The organism is Litoribrevibacter albus, assembly GCF_030159995.1.
GTDB classification, from domain to species: Bacteria; Pseudomonadota; Gammaproteobacteria; order Pseudomonadales; family Litoribrevibacteraceae; genus Litoribrevibacter; species Litoribrevibacter albus.
The window spans coordinates 261,596-286,881 of record NZ_BSNM01000015.1 but is presented as its reverse complement, the minus strand read 5'-3'; the positions used below and the strand labels follow the sequence as shown (position 1 = coordinate 286,881).

Genomic DNA, 25,286 nt, shown 5'->3' with positions numbered 1-25,286 from the left:
ACTAAAGGTTAGTAAGTTCACCGTTCAGAAACGGCAAAAGCCGGCCGCCTTTCGACGACCGACCTGCAAATTATTGCAGGATTCCCCACCTCCTAAGAGGTCAGTTATCCTATTTATCGGCAGTTAATGATTAAACTTTAATCAAACCGATAAACTGAACAACTGCAATGGTTCATCCTGATCCAATTTACGTGCCAACCTGAGAACCGTCTCATCAGGTATCTGGCGAATTACTTCTTCCGAACGGCCGTCTAAAACGGTAACTACAGTCTCACCCGAATCATCGTCCACACTGAAACGCAAATTGCGCTGTTGGTTTTGGATGTAATCATTCAGTTTAGAAACTGCTTCTTGTACCTGTTCTTCTTGCTGTTCAGAGTTATCAGCGACCTGCTCTGCAAGTTTTCTAGATTGTTCAAGTCTCACATCGGCGTCTTTTGCCACTTGGTCCACCTGATTGTCTGTCAAACTCTTGTAAGCCGTTGCTTTCGCCGATCCTTTAGTAGCAGATTCAGAGGGCTGTGCCTGAGGAGCTGAAGCAGAAAAGCCTGCAGTAATTCTTAAATCAGCCATAGTATTTCACCTCTTATTACTTTGCACTTTACCCAGAGGAGCCGCTTTTCCAGTTTATGAAAGAGCAGCTCCATCCTTACTCTGCTATTAACCCAACAGTGATAGTACCTGCTGAGGACGAGCATTTGCCTGAGACAATACTGAGATACCAGCCTGGATCAGTACCTGAGTACGTGATAGCTCAGCAGTTTCTGCGGCGTAGTCTGCGTCACGGATACGAGAGTTAGAGGCACTCAAGTTCTCTGACGAAATCGTCAAGTTACTAATGGTTGAGTTGAAACGGTTTTGAGTTGCACCCAAGTTCGCTCGCTCACTACTTACCTGCTGAAGGGCATTATCCACAGCAGTGATTGCAGAAAGCGCACCATCCACCGTTGATAAATCAACATCTTTAAGTAAGGTTCCCGCTTCCTCAGCACCGAAAGTACCGGACTGCAAACCAAAGGCCGCAATATCACCCGTATCTGAAGATAGAGTAAACTCACCTGCAGCTTCCAGACGAATCGTGCCCGTAAAGACATTGTTCTGACCTGCAGCTGTTGTTGAGTTCAGATTCTCGATACCCGCAGCTTCGAATGCCGATGCAGCACCTTGCTGGATAGTAATGTTTCGACCATCTTCAGCGACCAATTCAATACCATCACCAGAATCAACAGCGGTTACACCAGTCTGACCTGAGATCGCATTAATAGCATCCACCGTATCCTGGCGACGAGTAGACGCATCCGCATTTGACAAGTCAATATTGGATGTACTAACCCCATTAATGGTGAATGCTGCTGTTGCTGTCGATAACGCTGTAGCAGTCTGTGAACCAGAACTTCTTGTTGCCTCAACAATTGCCGTCACACCCGTATTATCAGACACTTCGTTAATTGCTGTAGCTCGTGAAATTGCTGAACTCTGAACATGTTGCAATGTCGACGCACCATTTGCATAAGAAACAGTGTCATCATTCTCAGTAGTTGCACGAATGGAAATACCGTTAATGGTCAGATCACCTGCATCAATGGTTGTAAATGCAGCACCTGCCGAACCACTCAACTGAGCGGAAGAAATTTGAGCAGCCTGGCCTGACTTAGCCCCCTCAGTAAACCCTGAGTTAGCCAGATCACCAGTACCCTCACCAATAACAATGTCTGAGCCATCATTTGATTGAAGTAAAATCCCAGCGGAAACCGTACTAACTACAGTAGTAGCCGCACCATCAGAGCCTGCAGCGTTCCCACCTAGTGCCAAGTTAGAAGCACCTGCGAAGCCATTGAAGTCACTCAAGGTGATATTACGGCCATCTTCCGCTGTTAGCGTAATACCCGTTGAATCATTCCCGGTATTAGTTGCAACCACACCCGTTTGACCTGACACAGCATTAATAGCTGCCACAATAGTCTCACGGTTAGCATCGTTGCTGTTAGCAGAGTTAGTTGCAACGTCAATACTAACGCCGTTCAACTCAAACGAACCTGCTGTATCAAGATATGTCGCAGCCTGACCAGCCACTTCCGTTTCAAGAGCAACAGCGGTAACACCGGTTTCGTCAGATTTCTCGTTGATCGCGGCCGCTTTTGCAATCGCACTAGCATCTTGCAATCTGAAGGAAGCACTGTCATCGCCACCAGAAGATGCCTGAATTGCTACGCCATTAATAACTAAATCACCATTTGACAAAGCATTTGCTGAGGTATCAACCTGAGTTGTTGATAGAACCGTACCTGCTGTGTCTGTAGTTTCATTAGTAGCACCACCAAATGCACTAAGACCCGCAGTCTTCGCAACACCTAGGGTATTCGTTGATATTTCATTGATGGTTACATCAATAGAGTTATCAGCATTTGCCCCTGTCTGGAATCGAATTCCATTAAAAGAGCCATCTAATAGAGATGTTCCGTTAAAGTTCGCAGTTTCAGAAACGTTTTCGATTTCATCAATTAACTGCTGAGCTTCCAAGTTCAACGCTTCACGGTCAATAGAGTTATTGGTTCCGTTCGCAGATTGAACAGCCAACTCACGAATTCGCTGCAAGCTATCTGTAATAGAATCCAACGCACCCTCTGCTGTTTGTGCCAATGACACACCATCAGCAGAGTTACGAATTGCCTGGTTACTACCATTGATCTGCGCATCGAAACGCGTAGAAATTGAAAGACCAGCTGCGTCATCCGCAGCACTGTTAATACGTAAGCCTGAAGACAAACGCTGTAATGCTGTATCGTTCGCATTCTGAGCGCTGTTCAAGTTACGCTGAGCGTTCAAAGACGCAATGTTGGTATTAATAATTTGTGGCATGGTTCATTCTCCGTATTTTTTGTTCGTCGTTTGACGAATTGATCCGGGTTGACATTTAAGTGGCAAACAACCCGACTCAGAGTTTTTATCGGCCATATTTTTTCAGGCTTTAGAAAAAATTTGCCTAAGAATTACTCTCCAATAAACCTCATATCGGCAACTGACTGAAAGTCTTTAACTTTTATTCAAATTATCGGCGACGAATTGCCCCTCACCCTCTTACCTACGTCAAAAAGCCCCCACACCCAACAACTAACAAACTGAAAAATAAGAACTTTTAAAAAAATGGCCCAGCTTCTGCCTTGTATCAGGCAAGCCAAAAACAATGTCAAGTTAACGGCAAGAGTTTGCAGTGACAGTGGTAAGCAAGGAATACCTATGCGGTTCTAGCTGTCCTGCCATCTCATTCAAATTCTTGAGAAAATGAGAAGGAGTTATCCATGCCTCAGATTATTAACACCAACATTGCGTCGATTAATGCGCAACGTAACTTGAATGAGTCGCAGAGAGAAAACCAGACCGCACTTCAACGTCTTTCTTCTGGTCTGCGAATCAACAGTGCCCGAGATGATGCTGCGGGTCTTGCGATTTCCACGCGTTTTGACGCTCAAATCGAAGGGACCCAACAAGCAACCCGCAACGCATCTGACGGTATTTCATTAGCCCAAACCGCTGAAGGTGCATTGGATACGGTTATTGAATCGCTACTGCGTATTCGTGAACTTGCATTACAGTCTGCAAACGGCACGAACGATTCAACCGACCGTGAAGCACTGAATCTGGAAGTTCAACAGCTGATCAGTGAAATCCAACGTGTTGCCGAAGACACCACCTTTAACGGGCAACCATTACTTGACGGAACTTTCGAGGGAACAACATTCCAGATTGGTCCGAACAATGGCGATACCATTGATATCAGTATCGGCCAGATGACCACAGATGTTCTGGGTGCTGGCGATACGGCAGGTATAAGTGCCCTCGGTAAAACAGGAAGCCCTACTGCCCTGTCTACAGGCGATCTAATCATTAACGGAACCACAATCGGCACTTCTTCTGGTGCAGACGATACGGCTTCAGCATTCGATAAGAGTGCCAGTGCCATAGCTAAAGTGGCAGCCATCAATGACAAAACTGAAGAAACCGGAGTTACCGCAGAAGTCATTCCTAACGAACTTCAAGGGGTAGCAGTCACTGGTGGTACGGGCGGTAACTTTACCGACATCGCAGGCACATTCCAGATCAATGGTGTTGAAGTGACTGTATCCACAAGCTCCGCAGTAAACAACGAAGTGAACCGTGAAAGCGTAGTAGCGGCGATCAATGCTGTTGCTGGCTTAACAGGCGTAGAAGCTGTAAATACAGGTAATGATGCCACCGGCATTCGTTTGGTTTCTGAAGACGGCCGCAATATCACATTACAAATGACGGACGGTGCAAGTCCGGCAGCAACAGCAGCCTTTGATGCCTCTCATCTTGGCCTAGGGTCTGGCGCAGTTGGTGATGGTTCTACAGCTGGCGCAGGTACTGCAACTGCTGTCACTACCACAGGCGGTTTTGTTCTTAACAGTATTACTGGTGAAGACATCGTTATCGATGGTGATAATGACCTAACAGACAATTCTGGTTTGAACCGTGGTACCTACGACGCCAATATTGCAGGTGTAACCTCATTACCAAATAATTCAGACCTGACAAATGCGGGCGCTGCATCACTAGCTGCGACCTCACTGCAAAGCGGCGACCTGGTAATTAATGGGGTAACTATCCCTGCTTCGTCAGCGACTGACGATCAATTCTCGTTCTCTGGTGGAACCATTTCGAGCGCGGCCGATGTTGACAGCTCTTGGGTAGCTGCATCAGCTATCGCAAAAGCTGCAGCGATCAATAAGGCATCAGAACAAACAGGTGTTGACGCGAGAGCGCTGGAAAATATCATCGTCGGGTTCGATCAAAACCTACCAGGCGGTACTGCTTCAGTTGCAGGTGGGGATATCACCATCAATGGCGTATCGATAACCATCTCAACCTTGGATACCAATACCGGTGTATCCTCAACGGATGAATCTAACGCTGAGCAAAATCGTCTGACTGCGGTAAACGCTATTAACTCAATTGCAGGTCAAACAGGCGTTGTTGCAGTTGATACTGGTTCTCCCGATGAAGGTATCCGACTTATCGCGGAAGATGGTCGAAATGTCGTCATCGAACTGAGCGACCCTACCTTAAGGTTAGCCACTGGTATTAACGGTCATGCAGTCGCAGATGAACCTGCCGTATTTACCGGAGCGATTGAACTATCTGCAGCCAAAGAGTTTGAGTTACGAACAACCACTGGAGATATCGAAACAAATACAGGCTTGCGTGTCGGTTTCTATGGTGGCGCAACCGATGGTCAGTTCCTTGAAGATGTTGACATTTCAACAGTAGAGGGTGCACTTGAAGCTCTCGCGGCTGTGGACAACGCAATTGATACAGTTAACTTCCAGCGAGCAGACCTCGGTGCTTATATGAACCGTTTTGAATCCACAATTCAAAACCTTCAAATCAACAACGAGAACTTAAGCGCATCTAATTCTCGAATTCGAGATGCAGATTACGCTCAGGAAACGGCAGAGCTTTCCAGAACAAATATTCTGCAACAAGCGGGGATATCCGTTCTTTCTCAGGCTAACTCTCAACCAGAACAGGTTCTGTCCCTTCTACAATAGAAGAGCCAAAGCTAAAACCGGCCAGATGCCGGTTCAGACTACGAACAAACCCCAGCTATTTATGCTGGGGTTTTGTTTGTCTGGGCTAAGCCGCTCTTTTCTCAATACCTTGGGAACCTATGTACAAGCCACAAGCCCTTAAGCGTGGTTAATTTGACCAAAGTGTGAAGTATTATCTCTTCATGCTGCCTCTAGCACGATTCATGTCTTACTGTGCCCTCCCAAGTTAATAAACATAACCACCTTCTCTTACACCCCATTTTAATCCCCTCCTTCATCACAACACTCACAGTTAGCTAAATGTACGTCATTAGAAAATGCCCTCTTGCCACCCACGGCGAAAACTTGCCAAACGCTTTCCAGATAGACAACAAGCTTTGCCTCTTATGGCAAACCTCTATTTCCGCCCGCCTCAAAACAGCAACAAAAACCAATATAACCTATTGATTTTAAATAAATTTAACTATTGGCACTGCAATTGCTTTAACTGTTTAAACCATGATTTTTTAAGAAGGATTAGTCATGAACGCAATAAGCCAACAGATTCAAGATAAACACCCTCAGTTTAACCAGACAATTGATGGCGCTTCTCGCTTAGTTCTGGCTAATGAATATTACAATCGTTCTGTTCAAGCCGACCTATCGGTGGAAGAGCGCATTAAAGAACGCCTTAAAGCAAAGAAAATCTGCCTGGAAGTACTGACGGAAGCACCGGACCAAGTTGATATGCTGAATATCATGGGTCGTATTTCTATGGACGAAATGGACTTTGATTCCGCACTGGTACTGCTGACCAAAGCACTGAAAGCCGATCCTGAAATGATCACCAGCTGGATCAACATGGCTTATCTTCATTTGATCTGCCGTAAACCGGAGCATGCAGAGAAATGTTTGAATCATGTATTGAAGCTTGATCCAAACAATCTTAGAGCCCAGAAAGTGTTAGCTTACACAAAGCTTCAACACGGCAATTACATTGAAGCGTTTCAAACCTATCGCGCCTTAATCAAACAAGGCATGATCGATGAAACCATTCAATCAGGTCTTGCTCAAGCCGCACCAATGATTAAAGCGGACGCCTTTGACCCTCAGCTTCAATCAGACGTTGAAAGCTTCATGAAACTACCGGAAGTCAACCCGGAAGCATTCGCAACATTGGCCATATCATTACTGGATCATAAATATGGACTAAGCAACGAAGACGGTCAGTTGGATCTTGATGAGTTGGCAAACGATCACTTTTTACTGCAGTGCTTGAGCAACATTCAAATGCCATCTCAGTCCATTGAAGAGCTGGCGCGCTCGCTTCGTTACTGTGTACTTGCTGACAGCCTTCACAATACCCGAATTCGTGATGAGCTAGTCAACCTTGCGGTTGCTCTCAGCCTTTACAGCTCAAACAACGAATACGTGATGGAAGTTAAGCCAGATGAACAGCAAGGGCTTGAAGCCTTGATTATGCTTTTGAATGGCTTTGTATCGGACAAAACCTGGCAGCCAAACGACATTGCTGGCGCATTGGTCTTGGTTACCATGTATCAACCAATTTCATCGCTGGGTATTTCTGAGGATATCTCAGAGAGATCCATCAATGATTGGGCTGACTTCATGCAACCGATCGTCGAGAAGTCCTTGTTCGATAACCTGTATTTGGCAGAACTGGCGTCTGAAAATCCAAAACTCAGCAGCAAGAACAAGAATGCCAACAACGGCGGTTCAAGTGTAATCAGTGAGCATTACAACGAATCTCCGTATCCTCGCTGGACGTCTCTTGGCTATCACGCGCCAACGGATTACCTACAAGCGTTGCATACCGAATTACCTCACTTCCAACCAGCACACCAGCTGAAAGGCAAGACGTTGGAGTTCCTTGTTGCCGGTTGCGGTACAGGGTTACAAGCCATTCGTGCGGCCAAATACTTCAACAACATCAAAGTAACTGCAGTTGATCTATCACCAGCGTCTGTTGCGTATGCACGCATGATGGCCATGAAACTACGGGTAGACAACGTTGAGTTCTTTGAAGGAAACCTGCTGGACGTTAAAGCCCTAGGTAAAACCTTCGATGTCATTGAATGCTCGGGTGTTCTGCATCACATGCCGAACCCGCAAGAAGGTCTTCAAGCACTGTATGATGTTCTTGCCGATCACGGTCTTATCAAGATAGGGTTGTACAGTGAACTAGCTCGCCAGCAGATTACGGCAACAAAAGACATCATTGAAACTAATGAGATCAAGCCAACGCTTGAAAATATTCAACAGTTCAGAGCGATGCTGATGAATAAGGAAATTGATGGTGACTACAGCGAGATTGTCAGCCGTCCGGATTTCTATACATCAAGTGGTTGTCGAGATTTATTGTTCAACCCAATTGAGCATTTGTACACTCTACCGAAGGTGAGCGCATTGCTGGAGCAGTTTAGCCTGAACTTCCTAGGTTTTATCGGTGTATCCAATCAATACAAATCACAATTTGATGCGGCCTTCCCTCTGGATCAGACTCGATCCAGTTTAGAAAACTGGGATCAAATTGAGCAGGAAAATCCTCAAATGTTCAACTGCATGTACCAGCTCTATTGCAGTAAATAGCGCTGACAGCAGGCGTTAAAAAGGTGGCTTAAATAGCCACCTTTTTTTTGCTTAAAATTTGTTGAATTACTCAAAACCTCTCCGATCAGATAACTCTTTCGCCAAATAACACGCTATTCAGAGAACCTTTTTATTCAGAGAACCTTCTTATTCCGAGCATGTTGGTATCTCCAGGTCTTTATGATGAACAAAAAACCAAGGGTTGAGGATATTCTCTTTGTTGTAACGCAACGGATTACCGTCTTTATCATTCACCACTCCACCAGCGGCCACCACCACAGCATGTGCTGCCGCCGTATCCCATTCTGACGTTGGCCCCAATCGGGGATAGAGATCAGCAGCGCCCTCGGCAATCATACAAAACTTCAACGAGCTTCCCCGACTGATCAACTCATAGCGTTCAAATAATTGCAGATAAGACACCATGTGTTCACTTTGATGCGACCGACTCCCCAGGATAATCCATTGCTCTTTTGGATATTCCCTAACCTTAATAGCTGTTTCTTCACCAGCCTCCACCTTCTTGGCTCCAAGCCCTTCAGCACCAAGATAAACAACGCCCAAGGCAGGTACATACACCACACCTAACACCGGTCGCCCTTGATCTATCAGAGCAATGTTGACGGTAAATTCATCGTTCTTTTTGATGAACTCTTTCGTGCCGTCTAGAGGATCTACCAACCAAAACGTCTGCCAGTTTTTTCGGTCTTCATAGGTGATATCAGTGGATTCCTCAGACAATATAGGAAGTGTCGGAAATGCCTGTTTGAGCTGCTCACAAATGATCTTATGAGCAGCCAAATCGGCTTCTGTAAGCGGGCTTTCATCACTCTTCTCATACACAGAAAAATCCTGCTGATATATATCCATGATTGCAAGACCTGCCTTGATAGCAATGTCTTTAACAACAGCCAGAGTGTCTTCACTTACATAGGAATCCATACGTTCTCTCTCAACCTTCAGGCACAAAAAAGGCGGTAAAAATACCGCCTTTTCAAATTGTAGATCAAGCGGCTGCCAAGACGTCGGCAACCACTTCAATCAACGATAGTACTGTGTATTTATAGCTTATTAAATAGCGACAGCCCCGACACTCGTGTAAACGTAGACTGAGTTGCTTCCAGAACAAAGGTCTGAAAGCTTAACTGTGACACCGCCTCAGCGTAATCCAAGTCACGGATACCAGAGAGCACCGTCTGATTCACCAGGTTAATTTCTTCCTGGGTATCACGTGAAGTATCCACCACATTCAGACGACCACCTACATCACTCTGAGTTTCAACGACAGACTCTAGGGCGTTATCCAGATTAATCAAGGTATCGTTCAGCAAGGTTTCCAACTGAGCTTTATCGGTAGGCGTATCAGCCAATGAATTAAGCCCGTCAGTAAGATTCTTAACCGTTTTAAAGATATCCTGTTTATTACTGGACTCAACGGTAAATACATCTCCCGGATTTGGACTTCCAGAAATAGTAAAAGAGGCGCCGTTAAATGTGACTTGCGCGCCCTGAACATGAGCAAAATCAGTAATAACCGGTTTCCCTGTACTCTTCTCTACAATGGTGTAATTTGGCCCGTTCGGTACGATGTTGGTTTCCGGGTTAAACGTAATCACCATATCTTCCGGATAGAAGGCATCGTAAATTTCCTGATCCGTCACTTTACCACTGGAAATATAAGAGGTCTGATCCGTATTTAACGGGTTGGCATAGGTAAAGACCGTATTATTGGCACTTTCTATCTCAAAGAAAATCCGCTTACCATTATCGTTTCTAGCTACATTCGTTGACTCATCAGCTTTAATAAAGCGTTGCCCTTCGTCCCCTTGGTAAACGTACGTTCCATCTTGCACTTCCGCAAAAGGAATCGTATCACCCTGAAAGCCAGCAAAAATATATTCACCACTGGCATCTTTGGTGTTTGCAAGCGCCACCAATTCGTTCAATCGCTGATCCAATTCAATGGCGATCGATTGTCGATCTTCAATACTGTACGAACCATTACCCGCTTTTACCGTCAGCTCACGCACCCGCTGGATACTTGCGACAATATTATTGAGTGCAGACTCTTCCGCCTGAAGCGCCGCCTCCAAGGTAGTTAAGTTCTTCGTATACTGTTCTCGTAACGAAATCCCCTGAGTTAACTGAGAAATACGACTGGCCGCCAGAGGGTCATCCGCTGCGGTTAACACCTCTTTGCCCGAAGAAATTTTTGCTTGTGTATCTAATACCTGGCTATTCAGATCTATCATTTCTCCGACTGAGCCAAGGAACGCTTGTTGGGACGATACCCTAACCATAATTCAATCTCCTATTATCTGAATGTCGCAAGCAGGGCATCAAAAATATCTTGCGCGACCTGAATCACCTGAGCCGATGCGTTGTACTGTAGTTCGTACTTAATCAAGTTGGCCGCTTCTTCATCCAGGTTCACCCCGGAAATCGACTCCCGCAATGATACAGACAGCTTCATCACACTCTCTGCCGCATCTTTATTAATGCTCAATGACTGAGTGTCCGCTCCGATCTCAGAAGCAAGACCCGCATAAGCTTCATCAAAGGTGAGACCCTTTCCATCTGTTGCAACGGTTTTGGCACGCTGAAGATCAATCAAATTAATACCATTGCGGTTGTCTGATACTGAATCTGTATTGAAATCGACCGTGAAATAATCGTCTTCACCCGGTATACCATCAATGTTGACCTGATACCCCATAAACGCAGATTGCGCGACAGGAAAGGCTGCGAAAACACCCCCCGCATTATCCGAATTCATTTGAAGGCCATCCGCCATCTGAACATCAACCGAACCACCAATGGTTGCCGAGTTGCCTGGCCCCGTTACCGTCAAAGTATTCGAAGACGAATCCGTCACATCGATACTGTCACCAGCTGAACCATTTACCGTTGCCGTTAGATCAACACCGATGTAAGACTCGATACGAACCTGAGTTCCGTCGGAATACGCCCGAATGTTTTGTAGACCCAAATTAGCGTTTGCATTAATTTCACGAGCCACTGTATCTGCATCGACCAAATCAGGAGAACTGATCACCAACGTCTCGCCATTAATGTCAATTTCCAGAGGCGCCCCCGCACCATCATCAACAAAGTTACTTAAGAACATCGTTGTTCTAGCAGTTGCTTCGACACCGTCTTGCTGATTCAGGACATTCACTATGTCTCGCGCTGACGCATTGGCCGGTAATGTCACGGTCGGACGAACCGTTACCGCCCCGGTATCTGGATCAGTAAAGGTAAACGTCAGATTTTCCGAGCCATATCCATTAGTTGTCCCGGCAACAACTTGCCCGATGTTTGCACCTGTGGTTTCAATGATGGTTAATCCCGGATCGTCAGGAAAAATCGGGTTATTAATCCCCGGTATATACACCTGATCTTCGATAGGAGGAACCAAACTCACCGGGTTGGCCGGGTCAGAGTTATCCAGAATGTCGTAGGTGGTTTCACTGGTAAATTTAATGATCACCGGTGGTGATAGCTGCCCTGATGTAGCAAAGGTCGACAGCAGCGTTGTGTCGTTTGGATACTGCTCATAGAGATCCAGGATAGTGCCTTCATCGATTTGAGCTGTACCAACGTTACCAATGTTTGATCCGGTACGAACCGGAGAAGCCAACGCCAACTCATCACCACGGGTAATTTCACGATCAATTTCAGAACCGGCCAATCGTGTCGGACGAATCAAAAACTCATCACCAATCTGGAAGGTGCCACTTTCGAGGTTTACGCTGATTCCTTCAAACTCAATGCTTGCAGGGACACCGTTAGGTAATACCCCTTGGACCACAATGGAATCATCCGACTCTCGACGGATTTGATAGTTGTTATTCCCAGGGCCAGTGAAATCCAACACATAGTTATCTGCCGTCATCTCCGAGGAATCCAGAATAGTCACATTCCCCACACGATCATTCGGTAACGCATTGTTGGCCGAGGTTAGGAAACGGTTACTGGCCGCATCTGCATCGTTCACATCAGCGAAAATTAAACCGCCTATTTGTCCGGAAAGGTCTATCCCCAATCGGTGCTGATCGTTCATTTGATCCGCAATCGCAATTGCCACACGCCCCAGTTCGTTTAGAGATTTACCCAACGTCTCGTTTTGGAAATCCAGCAAACCGCTCAGGATGCCCCCTGAAATCTGACTTTCCACCTCTTGTAACGTCCCGTTGACGTTCACGGAAATGCTTTTCTGAGTACGGTCAAATTCGTTATCTGTCACTTCAAGTGCATAAGGAATTGAGCCAACCACCAGGTTCTGCCCACCTGACAAGAACACATTGATCGCACCGGAACTCTCTTCAACCACACTAACACTCATGAACTCGGAAAGTTCACGTACCGCTTGGTCACGCTGATCCAGTAAGTCGTTCGCAGCAGCCGTGCCGCCACCTTCAAACTCCAGAATTTGTTTATTCAGATCAGCGATCGTTGAAACCAAGGTATTCACTTCGGTAATTGAATTCTCGATCTGATCAACCGTAATTAACTGCTGTTCGTCCAAACGCGCAGCAAGCTGATTGAAGCGAATAACCACATCTTCAATATCATTTAATACGGTTGAACGAATGCTGGAAGAAGAAGGATCATCGGCCAATGTTTGAAAGGCATCAAACATGTCCGACAACTCAGTTAGGATCGAGGTTTCAGGTTGAGACAAGAGTTTGTCCACCTGCTGTATCGAATCTAAATGGGTATCGTATTCGTTGAAATTCGACGTATCACGCAGAATCTGATCGTTAATAAACTGGTTATATATACGCGAAATCTCATCAACCTTAACGCCTTGGCCAATGATATTACTGCCTTCCAACCGGGGAGTATTTGCCGACTGTTCAACACGTTGCCGCGTGTACCCTGGCGTATTGGCATTCGTGATGTTGTGGCCCGTAGTATCGAGCGCTGCCTGGCTGGCATGGATTCCTGTTAAACCTAAATCGATTAGTCCCATAAGATCACCCGGTAATAGTTTGCCGCTTTTTTAACCAAATCAGCGGAAAAAATTCGTCATTACCAGGTACTACTCAATTTGTATGCCAACTGGCTTTCTCTCAGCTGCAATACTTTAACTAGAAAGGCATACACTCCAAGGACGAGTATATATCAGCTTTTCCTCACACAGTTTAAGAAACACTGATGACAAGTTAAGCGCCCCTAACAACAAGCAATCTTTGATGAGTTTGAGTAGTAGCAAACTTCACACCGAAAAAGGAAAGTCATAAAAAGGATATAAACCCAGCCCATATAGATCCTCACAAAGAAAAGCATGGCGATTGACGAGGACTTACTGTAAGCTGCACGCCCCGTCCGATAATGATCACTTTTCATCCAAGTTCACTATTGCGCTCAATCATCACAGCAGAAAAAGAGAAGCTATGAGTTTTACTGACTTAGGTTTATTACCTGAACTTCTACAAGCCGTTTCCGATCAAGGCTACGAACACCCGTCTCCTATTCAGGCACAGGCCATCCCTCACGTATTGGACGGACGAGATGTCATGGCTGCCGCACAAACGGGTACAGGTAAGACCGCCAGTTTTACGCTTCCTTTGTTAAATCGTTTGGTATTAGATCCAAACGCACAAACCGCCAAAGCAGGTCGTCATAATCAAGTGCGATCCTTAGTGCTTACACCAACACGTGAATTGGCCGCTCAGGTTGCTGATAATGTAGAAGCCTACAGTAAGTACCTGAAGATCAAATCAGCGGTGGTTTTCGGCGGTGTGAAAATTAATCCTCAAATGATGAAACTTCGTGGTGGCGCAGACATTCTGATTGCCACCCCCGGGCGTTTGCTGGATCTCTATAATCAAAACGCGTTGAAGTTTGATCATTTAACGACGCTGGTACTCGATGAAGCGGATCGAATGCTCGATATGGGCTTCTTGCGTGACATCAAAAAGATTCTTGCACTCTTGCCAAAACGTCGACAAACCCTGCTCTTTTCCGCGACTTTTTCAGAAGAAATCAGAGAGCTGGCAAAAGACTTTGTAATAGACCCGATCGAGGTGTCTGTTGCTCCGCCCAACACCACGGCTAAAACAGTCAATCAGTGGATCAGTCCGGTAGATAAAAGCCAAAAACCAGCGGCGTTAATCAAGCTCATTAAAGACAATGATTGGCAACAAGTACTTGTATTTACGCGTACAAAACACGGTGCAAACCGTTTGACCGAGAAGTTAAATAAAGCAGGCATTACCGCTGCGGCCATACATGGCAACAAAAGCCAAGGGGCAAGAACCAAAGCCCTGGCAAACTTCAAATCGAATGAGATCTCGGTTTTGGTCGCCACGGACATTGCCGCTCGGGGTATCGATATTACAGAATTGCCCCATGTAGTGAATTTCGAATTGCCAAATACAGCCGAAGATTATGTTCACCGTATTGGTCGAACCGGTCGTGCTGGTGCAGAAGGCGAAGCGGTTTCCTTAGTATCTATTGATGAATTCCAACAACTGAAAGACATCGAACGCCTGATTCAAACCTTACTGCCAAGACAAGACATCAAGGGCTACAAAGCCAGTAACCCAATCCCGGAAACAAAGCTGGATACCCGTCCGATCAAACCAAAGAAACCTAAAAAGCCCAAGAAGCCGAAACAGAGTCACCAAGACGGTCAGCGTTCGGTCGGCAGTAAGCAGGCGGAAAAGAAACGCAATCAAGCGCCGGCATCAAAATCATCAAACGGCGCCCGAAAAAAGCCGAATCGCGCGAATTCGAATAGCCAAGGTGACAATCAAAAGAACAACCAGCAAAAGAACAACGAGCAAAAGAACCGTTCTTCGCAAACAAGTGAGCAGCAAACAAACACCTCACCGAGAAAACGTCCTGCTCAACCCAAAAAACGTAACACACAAGAAAACCCTTGGGGTAATCGCTAAGGTCAAGATAACAGATAGGTCAGAATAGCCTGACCTATCTGACTAATACTTTTGCATACGTGCATACGCATCTAACATCACTCGTTCTGATTAAGGAACAGCAACAGAGGTTTCAATATGTCTAAGTTCTTTTACAAAGGAAAAATAGAGAAAAAACCAAAACACTCCAGCTACGGTTTCAGTACCAATCGTGAAACACGCCCGGGAACCGAAGATGCGCCCTTGTCTATCCGAGTGAACAATGAAGAACGAAAAAATACCATTGAAGCACTGCTGCAAGAACATGAACTGTTTGCGGTTATTGAAGTAAATATTGACGAGGCTGAAGACACCAGTGAACTGGATGCCTTGATCAACACGCCTAAAACTACGGTGTTAGAAAAAACACCCGGCAGAAATGATCCTTGTTCATGCGGCAGCGGCAAGAAATTCAAAAAGTGCTGTGGCTAATTTGAATTAGTTCGGCTCAGCAAAGCAAAGCAAAGACTTGATTTTTGCCCGCTAGAAACACAAAAACCCCAGTCGCAACAACTGGGGTTTTTGTTTGTAATCCGAGTATTACGCTCAAATAGAAACGCGAAACTAGCCTACTTTTTTCTGGACATCGCCACGCTGAGAGCAATGTAGCATGTCATCACGATAGGCAAACCAATCTTCTGCGTAATCACAATCCTGATACTCTTCGAAGTACGGACCGCCCACGGTATAGTGGATTAACTTCGCATCCTCACGGTATTTGTCGTAACCCACCAAGTGGTTCCAATCATTGGTGATGTCACCAATTTGGTCATCTGATTCCAACCACTTAAACTGATGAAGTTCCAAACCAGAAGCGGTGTTCACATACTCAGGTGTCAACGCTTTGCACTTCTTACAGTTGAACATCATCACGCTGGACCAGTTTTTCTTCTCGTACTTGGTTTGTACAGCACCCAAGAACTTCACGGTTTCTTCCGGTTGATGGTTGTGCTTCACAACCTGTACGGCATAACGCTCATCACGTTGATCCCAGAGCTCTTTGATGTCGGCTTTGACCAACATGTCACAATCCATAAAGATCGCCCAACCTTCGTAATCACAAAGATAAGGAACAAGGAAACGAGAGAAAGAGAACTCTGTGGACTGAAGTGCATTGCGATCACGATTAAACACACCTTCAAGCTGACTCAGTCGCACAGGAATAATTGCCACAGGAACAGACGAGTTATTTTGGATACTATGAGACAGCACATTAAAAGAGACTGCTTCAGCGTGGTCGTAACCAACAAAGACTTTAATCATGACAATTCCCCAAGTTACCGCTTCCTAAAAGCGATCGTAATGAATGATTAATTTAGATATCGGCACGACCCGACAAATCCTTTAGTAAATTTCCGTTCATTATTCGAACAATTTTTGTCGCGTAGTTTGGATCAGTAGCGTAGCCTGCATTCTGAAGCTCAGACAAATATTCCTGAGCATCTTCCGCCTGCTTTAATGCCGCCTGATAATGGTCACGACTTTGAAGGAAACTGGTGTAATCCAGCATACTTTCTACATAAGAGCCGTAAGACCTAAAGTCGGCTTGTTCTTTTCTGGCAATGCCACCGTCATATTCAGTGGTCTCTGTACTGACTTTATCGCCCTGCCAGCTTCTATCAGCCTTGATCCCAAAGAGGTTAAACGAGCTTTGTCCATCGGCCGCTTGCGGCACTTTCTTGCCCCACCCAGTTTCTAAGGCAGCTTGCGCCAGTAACGCTTTAGGGTCGGCATTTAATTTGCGCGCAGCCACTTGTGCGACTGGCCATAAAGTAGAAACAAAGTCTTCTGGCGATTCAAAGGCATCTCGCTTATTACGGGCCTGCTCTACTCCGGCTTTTAGTGCTTTTTCATCTTCAGCGTACATTTGGATATTCTGACTGTCCATGTACTGCTTAACCGCGTTTGCTACACGTTTCGCCTGAGGAGAATCCGGTGAGCCGTAAAATGCTTCCTGGTTTTTGAATGGCAACCCGGTCACTGAATCCAGTTTGATACCAAACGGCTCAGGTTTTTTTAATTCGTACCCAGAACGATCACCAGAAAGAGAGGCGTCCTTGCCTAAGGCGTCCATCATCTGGCCTTCCAGGCCAGCTTCCATGCCAGAACCGTCTCGCCCCTTATCCACATTCAAGCGAGACAGTTCAGGAATCTGTTGACTCAATTGACGTACCAGAGAATCCGCAATACCAATACCTCGCCCCTCAGACAAATGCATTGATAGCTGCTGATCGTACATGTCCCGATACATCTTCATTTCGGAACTGTTCAGCGGATTGTCTTCTTCAAACGTCGCGTTGGCATCACGCATGGACTTCAACATCATGCCAACAAACATACTCTCAAACTGCTTGGCTACGTTCTTAATCGCCTCTAGCTTGCCCTCATCAGACTCGCGAGACTTAGCCTTCAAATTCTGAAGGCTGTTCAGATCGTGATAGTTACCTAAGCTGGAGGTATCGAAATTCGATTTCATTTCATCACCCCTACAGTACGATCAAGTCGGCCTTTAAGGCACCGGCTTTTTTCATGGCTTCAAGAATCGCAATCAGATCCGATGGCGAAGCGCCCACTTGGTTCACCGCAGAAACAATCTCTTGCAATGAGGTAGACCCTTGGAACATGAACATCGGATTAATGGCTTCCTGAGCATTCAATTCGGTACGAGGCGTCACTACCGTTTCACCCTGCCCCAAAGCGTTTGGCTGATTCACATCGAAGTTTTCATTGATGCTGACGGTCAAACTACCATGAGTAATAGCAACGGGATCAACCTTCACATGCTGACCCACAACAATCGTACCGGTACGACTGTTAATCACAACTTTGGCACGATCTTCACCAGGATCAACTTCCAGATTTTCCAGCATCGACATAAAGGAAACACGCTGGGATGGATCACGCGGCGCAGTCACTCGAATGGATGTGCTGTCCATCGCTGAAGCCATGCCTTTACCTAGCAATTGATTCACTCGATCAACCACACGCTTCGCCGTAGTAAAGTCAGAGCTATTGAGGTTGAACACCAAGGAATCCCCTTGGTTAAATGAGGTAGGCACAGCGCGTTCAACGATGGCACCATTTGGAATGCGTCCGACACTCGGCACATTCACGGTTAAACTCGATCCGTCGTTACCTTCAACACCAAAACCACCGACAACCAGGCTACCTTGCGCTACGGCATAGACTTGCCCATCCGCCCCTTTTAATGGCGTCATTAGTAGCGTACCGCCACGCAAACTGCTGGCGTTACCAATCGATGATACCGTGATGTCCATGTTCTGGCCCGGTTTAGCAAAAGCCAACAAATCAGCATGAACGGCTACTGCCGCGACATTTTTTAGTTTTGGATTCGTCCCTGACGGGATTGTGATACCAAACTGACTCATCATGTTTCGGAAGGTTTGATCAGTGAACGGTGCCTTATCCCCCGTTCCATCGAGACCCACCACCAAACCATAACCCACCAGTTGGTTTGAACGAACACCAGCTACAGAGGCAATGTCTTTCAAGCGTTCCGCCATCACCAGCTGAGGTGCCGACAGCATAGACAGCAACACAACTATCACAGACATCGACATGACAGACATCGACATGACAGACATCGACATGACAGACATAGCCATCGCTGACTTAGTCAAAACAACCTGTTTCTTTAAGAACTTAATTACTCCAGCCACGTACATAATCAAGCACCCCTAAAACGGCCAATATTCACTACTGAAGAATCGAGCTAACCAACCTTGACGGTTAGCATCCGCAAGATCACCTGTACCACTGTAGGTAATACGCGCATCAGCAATTCGATTCGACATAATGGTGTTGTCATCAGAAATGTCATCCGGGCGAACCAACCCTTTAATACGGATGTATTCGTCGCCCTGGTTAAAGGTCATCCACTTCTCACCACGCACTTCAAGGACACCGTTCGGCATCACATTGGAAACCGTCACGGTAATCTGTCCGCTCAGGCTATTGCTCTGATCGCTGTCACCTTCACCAGCAAACTCACGTTTCTGAGAAAGACTGGTCAATAACCCAATATTCTTTAATAGAGGAATGGTGCTTGAGATCTCATTACTCATGTCTTTACCAAGAATGATACTCGGATCAAAGTCGATATCCTGTTCTTTAGTCAGATCAGTCGACGCCGATTTCTTAGCATTCGTCTTCTCTTGAAGTACCACTGTAATGATGTCACCTATACGATGAGCACGACGATCATTAAACAAGCCCATGTTATATCGGGACTGATACAAAGAGCCGTCCTGACGCTCTGGCGGTACCAAAGCCGTTGGTTGAATCGGCGCATACATAGGATCGTCAGGTTTGATGATCTCTTTGGTACACCCTGACAACATCAAGGCACCAATCAGGGATAGCGCTGTTAAAATCTTGGTTTTCATTATCCGTCTCCCGAATAGTCTTGCTTCGAGCTAAACCTCAGTTGATTCTTAAGCGGCGTTTCAAGCCGCTTAATCATGGGACATCAACTAAAGTGTCTGGCTAATAAATCCAAGCATTTCATCCGCTGTTGAAATTACTTTGGAGTTCATTTCATAGGCACGTTGAGTGGTAATCATGTTCACCAACTCTTCCACTGTGTCTACGTTGGAGTTCTCAAGAGAACCTTGAAGAATGCTACCGATACCATCCAAACCTGGCTCCCCCACTACCGGGTCGCCGCTTGAATTGGTTTGAACAAACAAGTTATCACCGATCGCCTGTAAACCAGCCGGGTTTACGAAACTAACCAAAGTGATGTTACCAATTTCAGTTGCTTCAGTTTCATTCCCTTGGGTCACACTCACCGTACCGTCACGACCAATGGTGATAGACGTCGTATCCTGAGGAATAACGATGTTAGGTTCTAACTGAAAGCCCAGAGGGTTCACTACGTTGCCGTCCGCATCTTTATGGAACTGACCATTGCGGGTGTAACCCGTGGTGCCGTCCGGCAAAGTAATTTGGAAGAAGCCTCGACCATTGACCGCCATATCCAACGGCTGATCAGTGATCTGCAGATTACCCTGAGTATGTTCTTTTTGAGTTCCAACAACTCGCACACCGGTACCCAGTTGCAAGCCTGACGGCAATTGCGAATCCTGTGCGGACTGTGCACCTGGCTGCTTCTGTACTTGATACATCAAGTCATGGAAGACTGCGCGGTCACGCTTAAAGCCTACTGTTGCAACGTTTGCCAAGTTGTTTGAAATGGTTGTTAGTTGAGTATCCTGAGCACTCAAACCTGTTTTACTTACCCATAATGCGCCGTGCATAGTTCTAACCTCCAGCACTAAATCAGATGGTATTTGAAGGACGCTGTTTGCCAGATCTTGCTGGCATATATTTGCCTTTCAAACGCCACTAATTAGTCAAAATCTTACTCTAATCATTAGTCTTTTACTGAATTTGCAATAAGCTTGCCACCTTCTCAGCATTTTCTTCAGTCGTCTTCATCATCTTGACCTGAAGCTCATACTGACGCTGATGTGACATCATTTCTGTCATTGCAGTAATCGTATTAACGTTGCTGGATTCCAGGAAGCCAGAAGTCACCTGCACCGTTGGATCTTGCTCAAAAACCACACCCAGCTGATCCTTCACTCGGAACAAACCATCCGTGCCTTTATCCATGGTTGATAAGTCAGGATTAACCAACTTAAGACGACCAAGCTCCACGATATCGGTTGCTTGCCCTTCGGTAGGCACAAGAGAGATGGTGCCATCATTAGAAATATTGACGGTGCTTGCCGGCGGAATAAAGATAGGTCCATCTTCACCCATTACAGACAAGCCCTGAGGAGTAAGCAGTTGACCATTAACATCACGCACAAAATTACCTGCACGTGTTAAGGCCTCATTGCCTTCAGGATCTTGTACAACGAAGAATCCACGGTCGGGAATGGCCACATCGAGATCACGACCGGTTTCAATCAATGCGCCCGGCTTAAAGTTACTGGCAGGTCGTTCTGTCATTGCATAGGCTCGGGTTGGGTGGTAATCCCCCCATACCGGTTGACTGCGTGCTTGCGCAAAGTCTTCCCTAAAGCCTGTGGTATTCGCATTCGCTAAGTTGTTTGCGTGAGAACGCTGAGCAAACATGTTCTGCTTAGCGCCTGACATCGAGATATAAAGTGCTTTATCCATAATGGTCTCCAGCCATATAGCCTACCATTCACACCCCATCTCGATAGAAGATGTCGTTCAGTTCCGCTCAAAGTCGCCGCACTACTCCCTGTGCGACTTGCGGCTGGAGGTTGGTCATCCTCCCTGAACTGGTACTCTGAAGAGGGATAATCCCTCTTCAGTCATCACCTACCATTAGATATTCAGAATGGTTTGTGAAATGGTATTTTCAGTTTCGATTGTCTTGGCATTCGCCTGATAATTACGTTGTGCAATGATCAGGCCAACAAGCTCATCCGATAGGTCAACGTTAGAGCTTTCAAGGGCTGCAGACTGAATTCGACCAAGTGCAGCCGTACCAGGAAGGTTAATTACTGCCTCCCCCGCGGCAGTAGATCCCCGCCACATGGTATCGCCAACCGGAACCAGACCTTGCTCATTGGTAAAGTTCGCCATTGCCACGTAAGCAAAGGTACGCGTCTCACCATTGGTGTATCGACCAACAACCTGACCGTCAGTGCCAACATCCAAGCCCACCAACGTACCGGTTGAGAAACCGTCCTGAGCCAAACCATTGATGGCAAACTGAGAGGCATGCTGTGTTGAGCCAGTAACATCAATTAAGAAGTTCGAGCTGGTCGGAGGAACTGTCGGCTGAGCCCCCGAGGTAGGACCATCGGCACCGTTGGGGTTGCCCGCAGCATTTCTTGGCTGCCAATCATCGACCAACAATGGCGTTGATGGATTGGTAGAAGCAATTTGTCCAGAGTTATCGAATACAATCTGTTGAGATAACGGCAAGTTTGGACTGTTCGTCAAAGACTCTGGCTGAGTTGAGTCATACGCCGGGTTCGGATCACCAATTTGATAACCATCAACCAACACATACATGGTCCAGGTATTCTCGTTGGTGGCCGTCAAAGTTGGTGGTTCTTTCACAAAGTACTGAGTCATCACATGCGGATTCCCCAAGGAATCGTAAATTGTGACCGACGTTGTGTGATTGTAACTTTCTGAATCCGTTGGGCTGAACGGACGAATCACAGACGTATCATTGGTCGGAGTTGCACCAAACACCACGTCATTAGGTGCAGTGGTAGAATCGTTGTTAACAATGTACAACCCTGGATCAAGAGTCACATCGACATAACCACCAGTGGTGACAGTTGTACCTGCACCTGCAGTCGCTGTCCCCTGAGCCACACCATTAGCAACACCCGTTACCCCAAAGGTACCAGCAGCGCTGTCTAACTGAACGTCAAAACCAAGGTCATTTACCACGGTAAGAGTATTCGTAGTAGCATCAAAACTTGCAGAGAAGTTTGCCAAACTGGAAATTTCTGCCGCTAGCGCCGCCCCCGTGTTAGTACCGGTCGCCGTTGACGTTAACAAATTACCATTCAAAACCACATCCGTTGCAGTCAAAATGCCTGCATCAATCTGAGTGGTTGTAGAAGCGGAAGCCGTCGCACCATCCACCTGAGAAATTGCAGTCGCAATATCATACGCAGAGTCATTGGCCGTCCAGCTTAGATCAGACACCACCTGATTCGGTGTAAAAGAAGCATTTACGATCTGAACAGTACTTGTCGTTGTTGTGGCAGAATAACCGTTGGTAGTGCCCACCTGAGGAACACTGACACCTGTACCATTAGTAGACGCAGGCAAGCCACCGGTCGCATACTCAACACGCGCATCCAGGTTAAAATCAGTCTCCACATCCGTAGTACGGTTCGGTGCCATATCAGCATCATCAACCTGAATATCACCCAATGGTCGAGCCGGATTTGGTTGAGGCTGCAACTGCAGCTCTTCTGGTACACCAAAGCCCTGAACGCGCTCACCGGTATTCGTCACGATAAAGCCTTCATTGTCCAAGCCGAACATTCCGGAACGAGTATAAAACTGTTCACCCAAGGTGTTCTGAACAACAAAGAAACCCTCACCATTAATCGCCAAATCGAGGTTATTCTCGGTAAAGGTAATGTCCCCCTGATTGAACTGTTGGGATACCTGGTTAATGGCGACACCCTGACCAGCAGAGAAATTACCACTGACGTTCGCGGCATATAAGTCACCAAACTCTACACGAGACTGCTTAAAGCCCACAGTACCTGCGTTAGCAATATTATGACCTGTCACATCCAGATCTGTTTGAGCCCCTTTCAGACCCGTTAAGCCAACTCCAAAAGACATATCGTTATCCTCTCTAGCTTCACTCATCGGACGCACCGACAAGCCATAAAATCCGTTACTCTTTCTCTACACCCAGCCCAGGCAATACCCTGTTTTGGTACTACTCAGTTCTGGTACTATTCTGTCTTGGCACTACTCTGCTCTGGTGAAAAACATCACCACAAACTGTTATTCAGAAATCTCTCTCACTTGAGACAACGGAATCTGGCCAATACCCGCTACATTCAGTAATGTGTTTCCATCATCTAATGTGACGCTATTAACTCGGGCCGAGCCATACACCACAAAACTTTCAGACTTCTCATTCACCACACCGGTCGCCGTAAACTTGTATTTGCCGGCCGGCAAAGTATTTCCTTCAGCGTCTTTACCATCCCATAGCACTGAGTTTTCACCAGGCAACGCACCAGTCATTGGGATCTGAGCCACCAACTGCCCTGCATCATCAGTAATACTGAACATCACATTGGTCGCACCATCAGAAACATCAACGGTTGCTGGAATCGTACCCTCACCAGACCAGTACACTTCATTGTTCGGCACAACCACCTGGCGCCCTACCAAAGCAGAAGCCTGAAGCGCTTGGCTGGATTTATAATCACTCAATAAAGAATCCACACTTGAGTTCAGATTATCGATCCCTTCCACCGAGCTGAACTGAGCCAACTCAGCAATAAAATCGCCGTTATCCTGTGGGTCCAATGGGTTCTGGTTGTTTAACTGAGCAACCAACAACTCCAGAAAGGCATCCTGACCCAAATCATTTTTGGACGAGGTACTATTCGTGTTTTGCGTTCTGTACGCCGATAACGCATCGGTTTGGGTTGAAGAATTAATATCATTCATTGTGATTCACCTTTTGTTACTCTGAGCCCTGATGTCTATAGTTACAGGCTCCAGGCGGTTTAACTTACTGACCCAAAGTCAGAACTTGTTGCATCATAGTTTTAGCCGTATTCATGATGTCTACGTTGGTCTGGTAGGAGCGCGACGCAGAAATCATGTTGGCCATTTCTTCAACCACATTCACATTGGGGTAGTAAACGTAGCCTTTGTCATCAGCCATTGGATGGTCCGGGTTGTAACGAGCTTCGAGCGGAGCATCACTTTCCACGACACCCAATACCGACACACCATTACCAATGTCTTCATTGACGTTAACATTGTCACTGGCATACCCCATCTCTTGTTTGTGGAGTTGAGAGAACACCACATGACGGGCACGATAGGTCTCATCAATACTGCTGCTAACAGCCTCAGCGTTTGCGATATTACTGGCGGTAGTATTCAGGCGTAAGCTCTGAGCCATCATGCCTGTTCCGGCAATATCAAATACGTTTCCTAATGACATACGCTACTCCTTACTCGCCTTTAATCGCGCCCGACAGGCCTTTGAATTTGCTGTTTAAGAATTGGAAGGTTGCTTGGTAACGCATGGCATTTTGCATGTACTCAGTGTGCTCAACCTGAGTCTCAACGGTATTGCCGTCGATTGCCGGTTGATGCGGATTACGGAACTTCAACCCTTCATCCGGGCTCAATAAGCCATCGATGTGCTGGTCGTCCGTTTTATCCAGTTTCACTGATGACAGCTTATCGCTCTCTGCATTCAGGATGGCTCGAAAATCAATGTCTCTTGATTTAAACCCCGGCGTGTCTGCATTTGCCAAGTTATTAGCAATGATTTCAGCTCGTTGAACACGAACCCCAAGTGCCGAAGGATGAATCCCCAATGCATTGTCGAATGATATTGCCATGCTGCCGCCCTCAAACTGCAATTCTTAAACTTTCCATTTAACAAACAATTACCGTGCCAAAAATATAAATCCTTTATTTTCAATAACTTAATTATTTTTCAGCAATTTTAGGACGGCAAAAGAGG

General features: G+C 46.3%; 19 protein-coding genes. 4 read left to right on the top strand and 15 right to left on the bottom strand.

Annotated features, from left to right (window positions below; translation table 11 throughout):
* Positions 1-141 precede the first annotated feature (141 nt).
* Positions 142-573 carry a flagellar protein FlaG gene (locus QQL66_RS13705; RefSeq protein WP_284382141.1) on the bottom strand — a complete coding sequence of 144 codons (432 nt, stop codon included), beginning with the start codon at positions 571-573 and terminating at the stop codon, positions 142-144.
* 87 nt (positions 574-660) lie between these two features.
* Entirely contained in the window at positions 661-2,859 is a 2,199-nt protein-coding gene (locus tag QQL66_RS13700; protein WP_284382138.1) for a flagellin N-terminal helical domain-containing protein, read from the bottom strand.
* 440 nt (positions 2,860-3,299) lie between these two features.
* On the opposite strand from QQL66_RS13700, the gene QQL66_RS13695 reads away from it, so the two are divergent.
* Both QQL66_RS13695 and QQL66_RS13690 read left to right on the top strand, forming a co-directional pair.
* Positions 3,300-5,567, top strand: coding sequence for a flagellin N-terminal helical domain-containing protein (locus tag QQL66_RS13695; protein ID WP_284382136.1), 2,268 nt, complete (start codon positions 3,300-3,302; stop codon positions 5,565-5,567).
* A gap of 522 nt (positions 5,568-6,089) precedes the next feature.
* Positions 6,090-8,156 carry a class I SAM-dependent methyltransferase gene (locus tag QQL66_RS13690; RefSeq protein ID WP_284382135.1) on the top strand — a complete coding sequence of 689 codons (2,067 nt, stop codon included), beginning with the start codon at positions 6,090-6,092 and terminating at the stop codon, positions 8,154-8,156.
* 147 nt (positions 8,157-8,303) lie between these two features.
* On the opposite strand, the gene cysQ is transcribed toward QQL66_RS13690, so the two are convergent.
* The 3 genes from cysQ to flgK form a co-directional block, all read right to left on the bottom strand.
* Positions 8,304-9,098: a 3'(2'),5'-bisphosphate nucleotidase CysQ gene (cysQ, locus tag QQL66_RS13685; RefSeq protein WP_284382133.1), complete on the bottom strand. Its 795-nt coding sequence runs from the start codon at positions 9,096-9,098 to the stop codon at positions 8,304-8,306.
* Between the two features lie 119 nt (positions 9,099-9,217).
* Positions 9,218-10,456 carry a flagellar hook-associated protein FlgL gene (gene flgL / locus QQL66_RS13680; protein ID WP_284382131.1) on the bottom strand — a complete coding sequence of 413 codons (1,239 nt, stop codon included), beginning with the start codon at positions 10,454-10,456 and terminating at the stop codon, positions 9,218-9,220.
* Positions 10,457-10,470: 14 nt separating this feature from the next.
* Entirely contained in the window at positions 10,471-13,131 is a 2,661-nt protein-coding gene (flgK, locus tag QQL66_RS13675; RefSeq protein ID WP_284382130.1) for a flagellar hook-associated protein FlgK, read from the bottom strand.
* A gap of 424 nt (positions 13,132-13,555) precedes the next feature.
* Here flgK and QQL66_RS13670 point away from each other — a divergent pair, with 424 nt between their 5' ends.
* Both QQL66_RS13670 and QQL66_RS13665 read left to right on the top strand, forming a co-directional pair.
* Positions 13,556-15,061: a DEAD/DEAH box helicase gene (locus QQL66_RS13670; RefSeq protein ID WP_284382128.1), complete on the top strand. Its 1,506-nt coding sequence runs from the start codon at positions 13,556-13,558 to the stop codon at positions 15,059-15,061.
* Positions 15,062-15,178: 117 nt separating this feature from the next.
* Positions 15,179-15,511: a PBPRA1643 family SWIM/SEC-C metal-binding motif protein gene (locus tag QQL66_RS13665; RefSeq protein ID WP_284382127.1), complete on the top strand. Its 333-nt coding sequence runs from the start codon at positions 15,179-15,181 to the stop codon at positions 15,509-15,511.
* Between the two features lie 132 nt (positions 15,512-15,643).
* Here the strand turns inward: QQL66_RS13665 and QQL66_RS13660 are convergent, their stop codons facing one another.
* The 10 genes from QQL66_RS13660 to flgB all read right to left on the bottom strand — a co-directional run bounded on the left by QQL66_RS13660 (position 15,644) and on the right by flgB (position 25,161).
* Positions 15,644-16,342, bottom strand: coding sequence for a glycosyltransferase family protein (locus tag QQL66_RS13660; protein WP_284382126.1), 699 nt, complete (start codon positions 16,340-16,342; stop codon positions 15,644-15,646).
* 52 nt (positions 16,343-16,394) lie between these two features.
* Positions 16,395-17,555 carry a flagellar assembly peptidoglycan hydrolase FlgJ gene (gene flgJ, locus QQL66_RS13655; RefSeq protein WP_284382125.1) on the bottom strand — a complete coding sequence of 387 codons (1,161 nt, stop codon included), beginning with the start codon at positions 17,553-17,555 and terminating at the stop codon, positions 16,395-16,397.
* A 10-nt stretch (positions 17,556-17,565) separates the two neighbouring features.
* Positions 17,566-18,654: a flagellar basal body P-ring protein FlgI gene (locus QQL66_RS13650; RefSeq protein ID WP_284382428.1), complete on the bottom strand. Its 1,089-nt coding sequence runs from the start codon at positions 18,652-18,654 to the stop codon at positions 17,566-17,568.
* A gap of 123 nt (positions 18,655-18,777) precedes the next feature.
* Positions 18,778-19,485 (bottom strand): flagellar basal body L-ring protein FlgH, encoded by a 708-nt coding sequence (gene flgH / locus QQL66_RS13645; RefSeq protein ID WP_284382124.1) that lies wholly within the window; start codon positions 19,483-19,485, stop codon positions 18,778-18,780.
* A gap of 87 nt (positions 19,486-19,572) precedes the next feature.
* Entirely contained in the window at positions 19,573-20,358 is a 786-nt protein-coding gene (gene flgG / locus QQL66_RS13640; protein ID WP_284382123.1) for a flagellar basal-body rod protein FlgG, read from the bottom strand.
* Between the two features lie 124 nt (positions 20,359-20,482).
* A complete protein-coding gene (gene flgF, locus QQL66_RS13635; protein WP_284382122.1) occupies positions 20,483-21,229 on the bottom strand; it encodes a flagellar basal-body rod protein FlgF in 747 nt (248 codons plus the stop codon).
* Between the two features lie 174 nt (positions 21,230-21,403).
* Positions 21,404-23,404, bottom strand: a complete 2,001-nt coding sequence (locus tag QQL66_RS13630; protein ID WP_284382121.1) for a flagellar hook protein FlgE — start codon at positions 23,402-23,404, stop codon at positions 21,404-21,406.
* A gap of 168 nt (positions 23,405-23,572) precedes the next feature.
* A complete protein-coding gene (locus tag QQL66_RS13625) occupies positions 23,573-24,250 on the bottom strand; it encodes a flagellar hook assembly protein FlgD (protein ID WP_284382118.1) in 678 nt (225 codons plus the stop codon).
* Positions 24,251-24,314: 64 nt separating this feature from the next.
* Positions 24,315-24,755, bottom strand: a complete 441-nt coding sequence (gene flgC / locus QQL66_RS13620; RefSeq protein WP_284382117.1) for a flagellar basal body rod protein FlgC — start codon at positions 24,753-24,755, stop codon at positions 24,315-24,317.
* A 10-nt stretch (positions 24,756-24,765) separates the two neighbouring features.
* The gene (gene flgB / locus QQL66_RS13615; RefSeq protein WP_284382115.1) at positions 24,766-25,161 is read right to left on the bottom strand and encodes a flagellar basal body rod protein FlgB; all 396 of its coding nucleotides are present in this window, start codon (positions 25,159-25,161) and stop codon (positions 24,766-24,768) included.
* Positions 25,162-25,286: the final 125 nt, after the last annotated feature.

Excerpts from the sequence above, each read along its gene's own strand:
- QQL66_RS13705 (WP_284382141.1), bottom strand. The coding sequence starts at position 573 with ATGGCTGATTTAAGAATTACTGCAGGCTTTTCTGCTTCAGCTCCTCAG.
- QQL66_RS13700 (WP_284382138.1), bottom strand. The coding sequence starts at position 2,859 with ATGCCACAAATTATTAATACCAACATTGCGTCTTTGAACGCTCAGCGT.
- QQL66_RS13695 (WP_284382136.1), top strand. The coding sequence starts at position 3,300 with ATGCCTCAGATTATTAACACCAACATTGCGTCGATTAATGCGCAACGT.
- QQL66_RS13690 (WP_284382135.1), top strand. The coding sequence starts at position 6,090 with ATGAACGCAATAAGCCAACAGATTCAAGATAAACACCCTCAGTTTAAC.
- cysQ (WP_284382133.1), bottom strand. The coding sequence starts at position 9,098 with ATGGATTCCTATGTAAGTGAAGACACTCTGGCTGTTGTTAAAGACATT.
- flgL (WP_284382131.1), bottom strand. The coding sequence starts at position 10,456 with ATGGTTAGGGTATCGTCCCAACAAGCGTTCCTTGGCTCAGTCGGAGAA.
- flgK (WP_284382130.1), bottom strand. The coding sequence starts at position 13,131 with ATGGGACTAATCGATTTAGGTTTAACAGGAATCCATGCCAGCCAGGCA.
- QQL66_RS13670 (WP_284382128.1), top strand. The coding sequence starts at position 13,556 with ATGAGTTTTACTGACTTAGGTTTATTACCTGAACTTCTACAAGCCGTT.
- QQL66_RS13665 (WP_284382127.1), top strand. The coding sequence starts at position 15,179 with ATGTCTAAGTTCTTTTACAAAGGAAAAATAGAGAAAAAACCAAAACAC.
- QQL66_RS13660 (WP_284382126.1), bottom strand. The coding sequence starts at position 16,342 with ATGATTAAAGTCTTTGTTGGTTACGACCACGCTGAAGCAGTCTCTTTT.
- flgJ (WP_284382125.1), bottom strand. The coding sequence starts at position 17,555 with ATGAAATCGAATTTCGATACCTCCAGCTTAGGTAACTATCACGATCTG.
- QQL66_RS13650 (WP_284382428.1), bottom strand. The coding sequence starts at position 18,654 with ATGTCTGTGATAGTTGTGTTGCTGTCTATGCTGTCGGCACCTCAGCTG.
- flgH (WP_284382124.1), bottom strand. The coding sequence starts at position 19,485 with ATGAAAACCAAGATTTTAACAGCGCTATCCCTGATTGGTGCCTTGATG.
- flgG (WP_284382123.1), bottom strand. The coding sequence starts at position 20,358 with ATGCACGGCGCATTATGGGTAAGTAAAACAGGTTTGAGTGCTCAGGAT.
- flgF (WP_284382122.1), bottom strand. The coding sequence starts at position 21,229 with ATGGATAAAGCACTTTATATCTCGATGTCAGGCGCTAAGCAGAACATG.
- QQL66_RS13630 (WP_284382121.1), bottom strand. The coding sequence starts at position 23,404 with ATGTCTTTTGGAGTTGGCTTAACGGGTCTGAAAGGGGCTCAAACAGAT.
- QQL66_RS13625 (WP_284382118.1), bottom strand. The coding sequence starts at position 24,250 with ATGAATGATATTAATTCTTCAACCCAAACCGATGCGTTATCGGCGTAC.
- flgC (WP_284382117.1), bottom strand. The coding sequence starts at position 24,755 with ATGTCATTAGGAAACGTATTTGATATTGCCGGAACAGGCATGATGGCT.
- flgB (WP_284382115.1), bottom strand. The coding sequence starts at position 25,161 with ATGGCAATATCATTCGACAATGCATTGGGGATTCATCCTTCGGCACTT.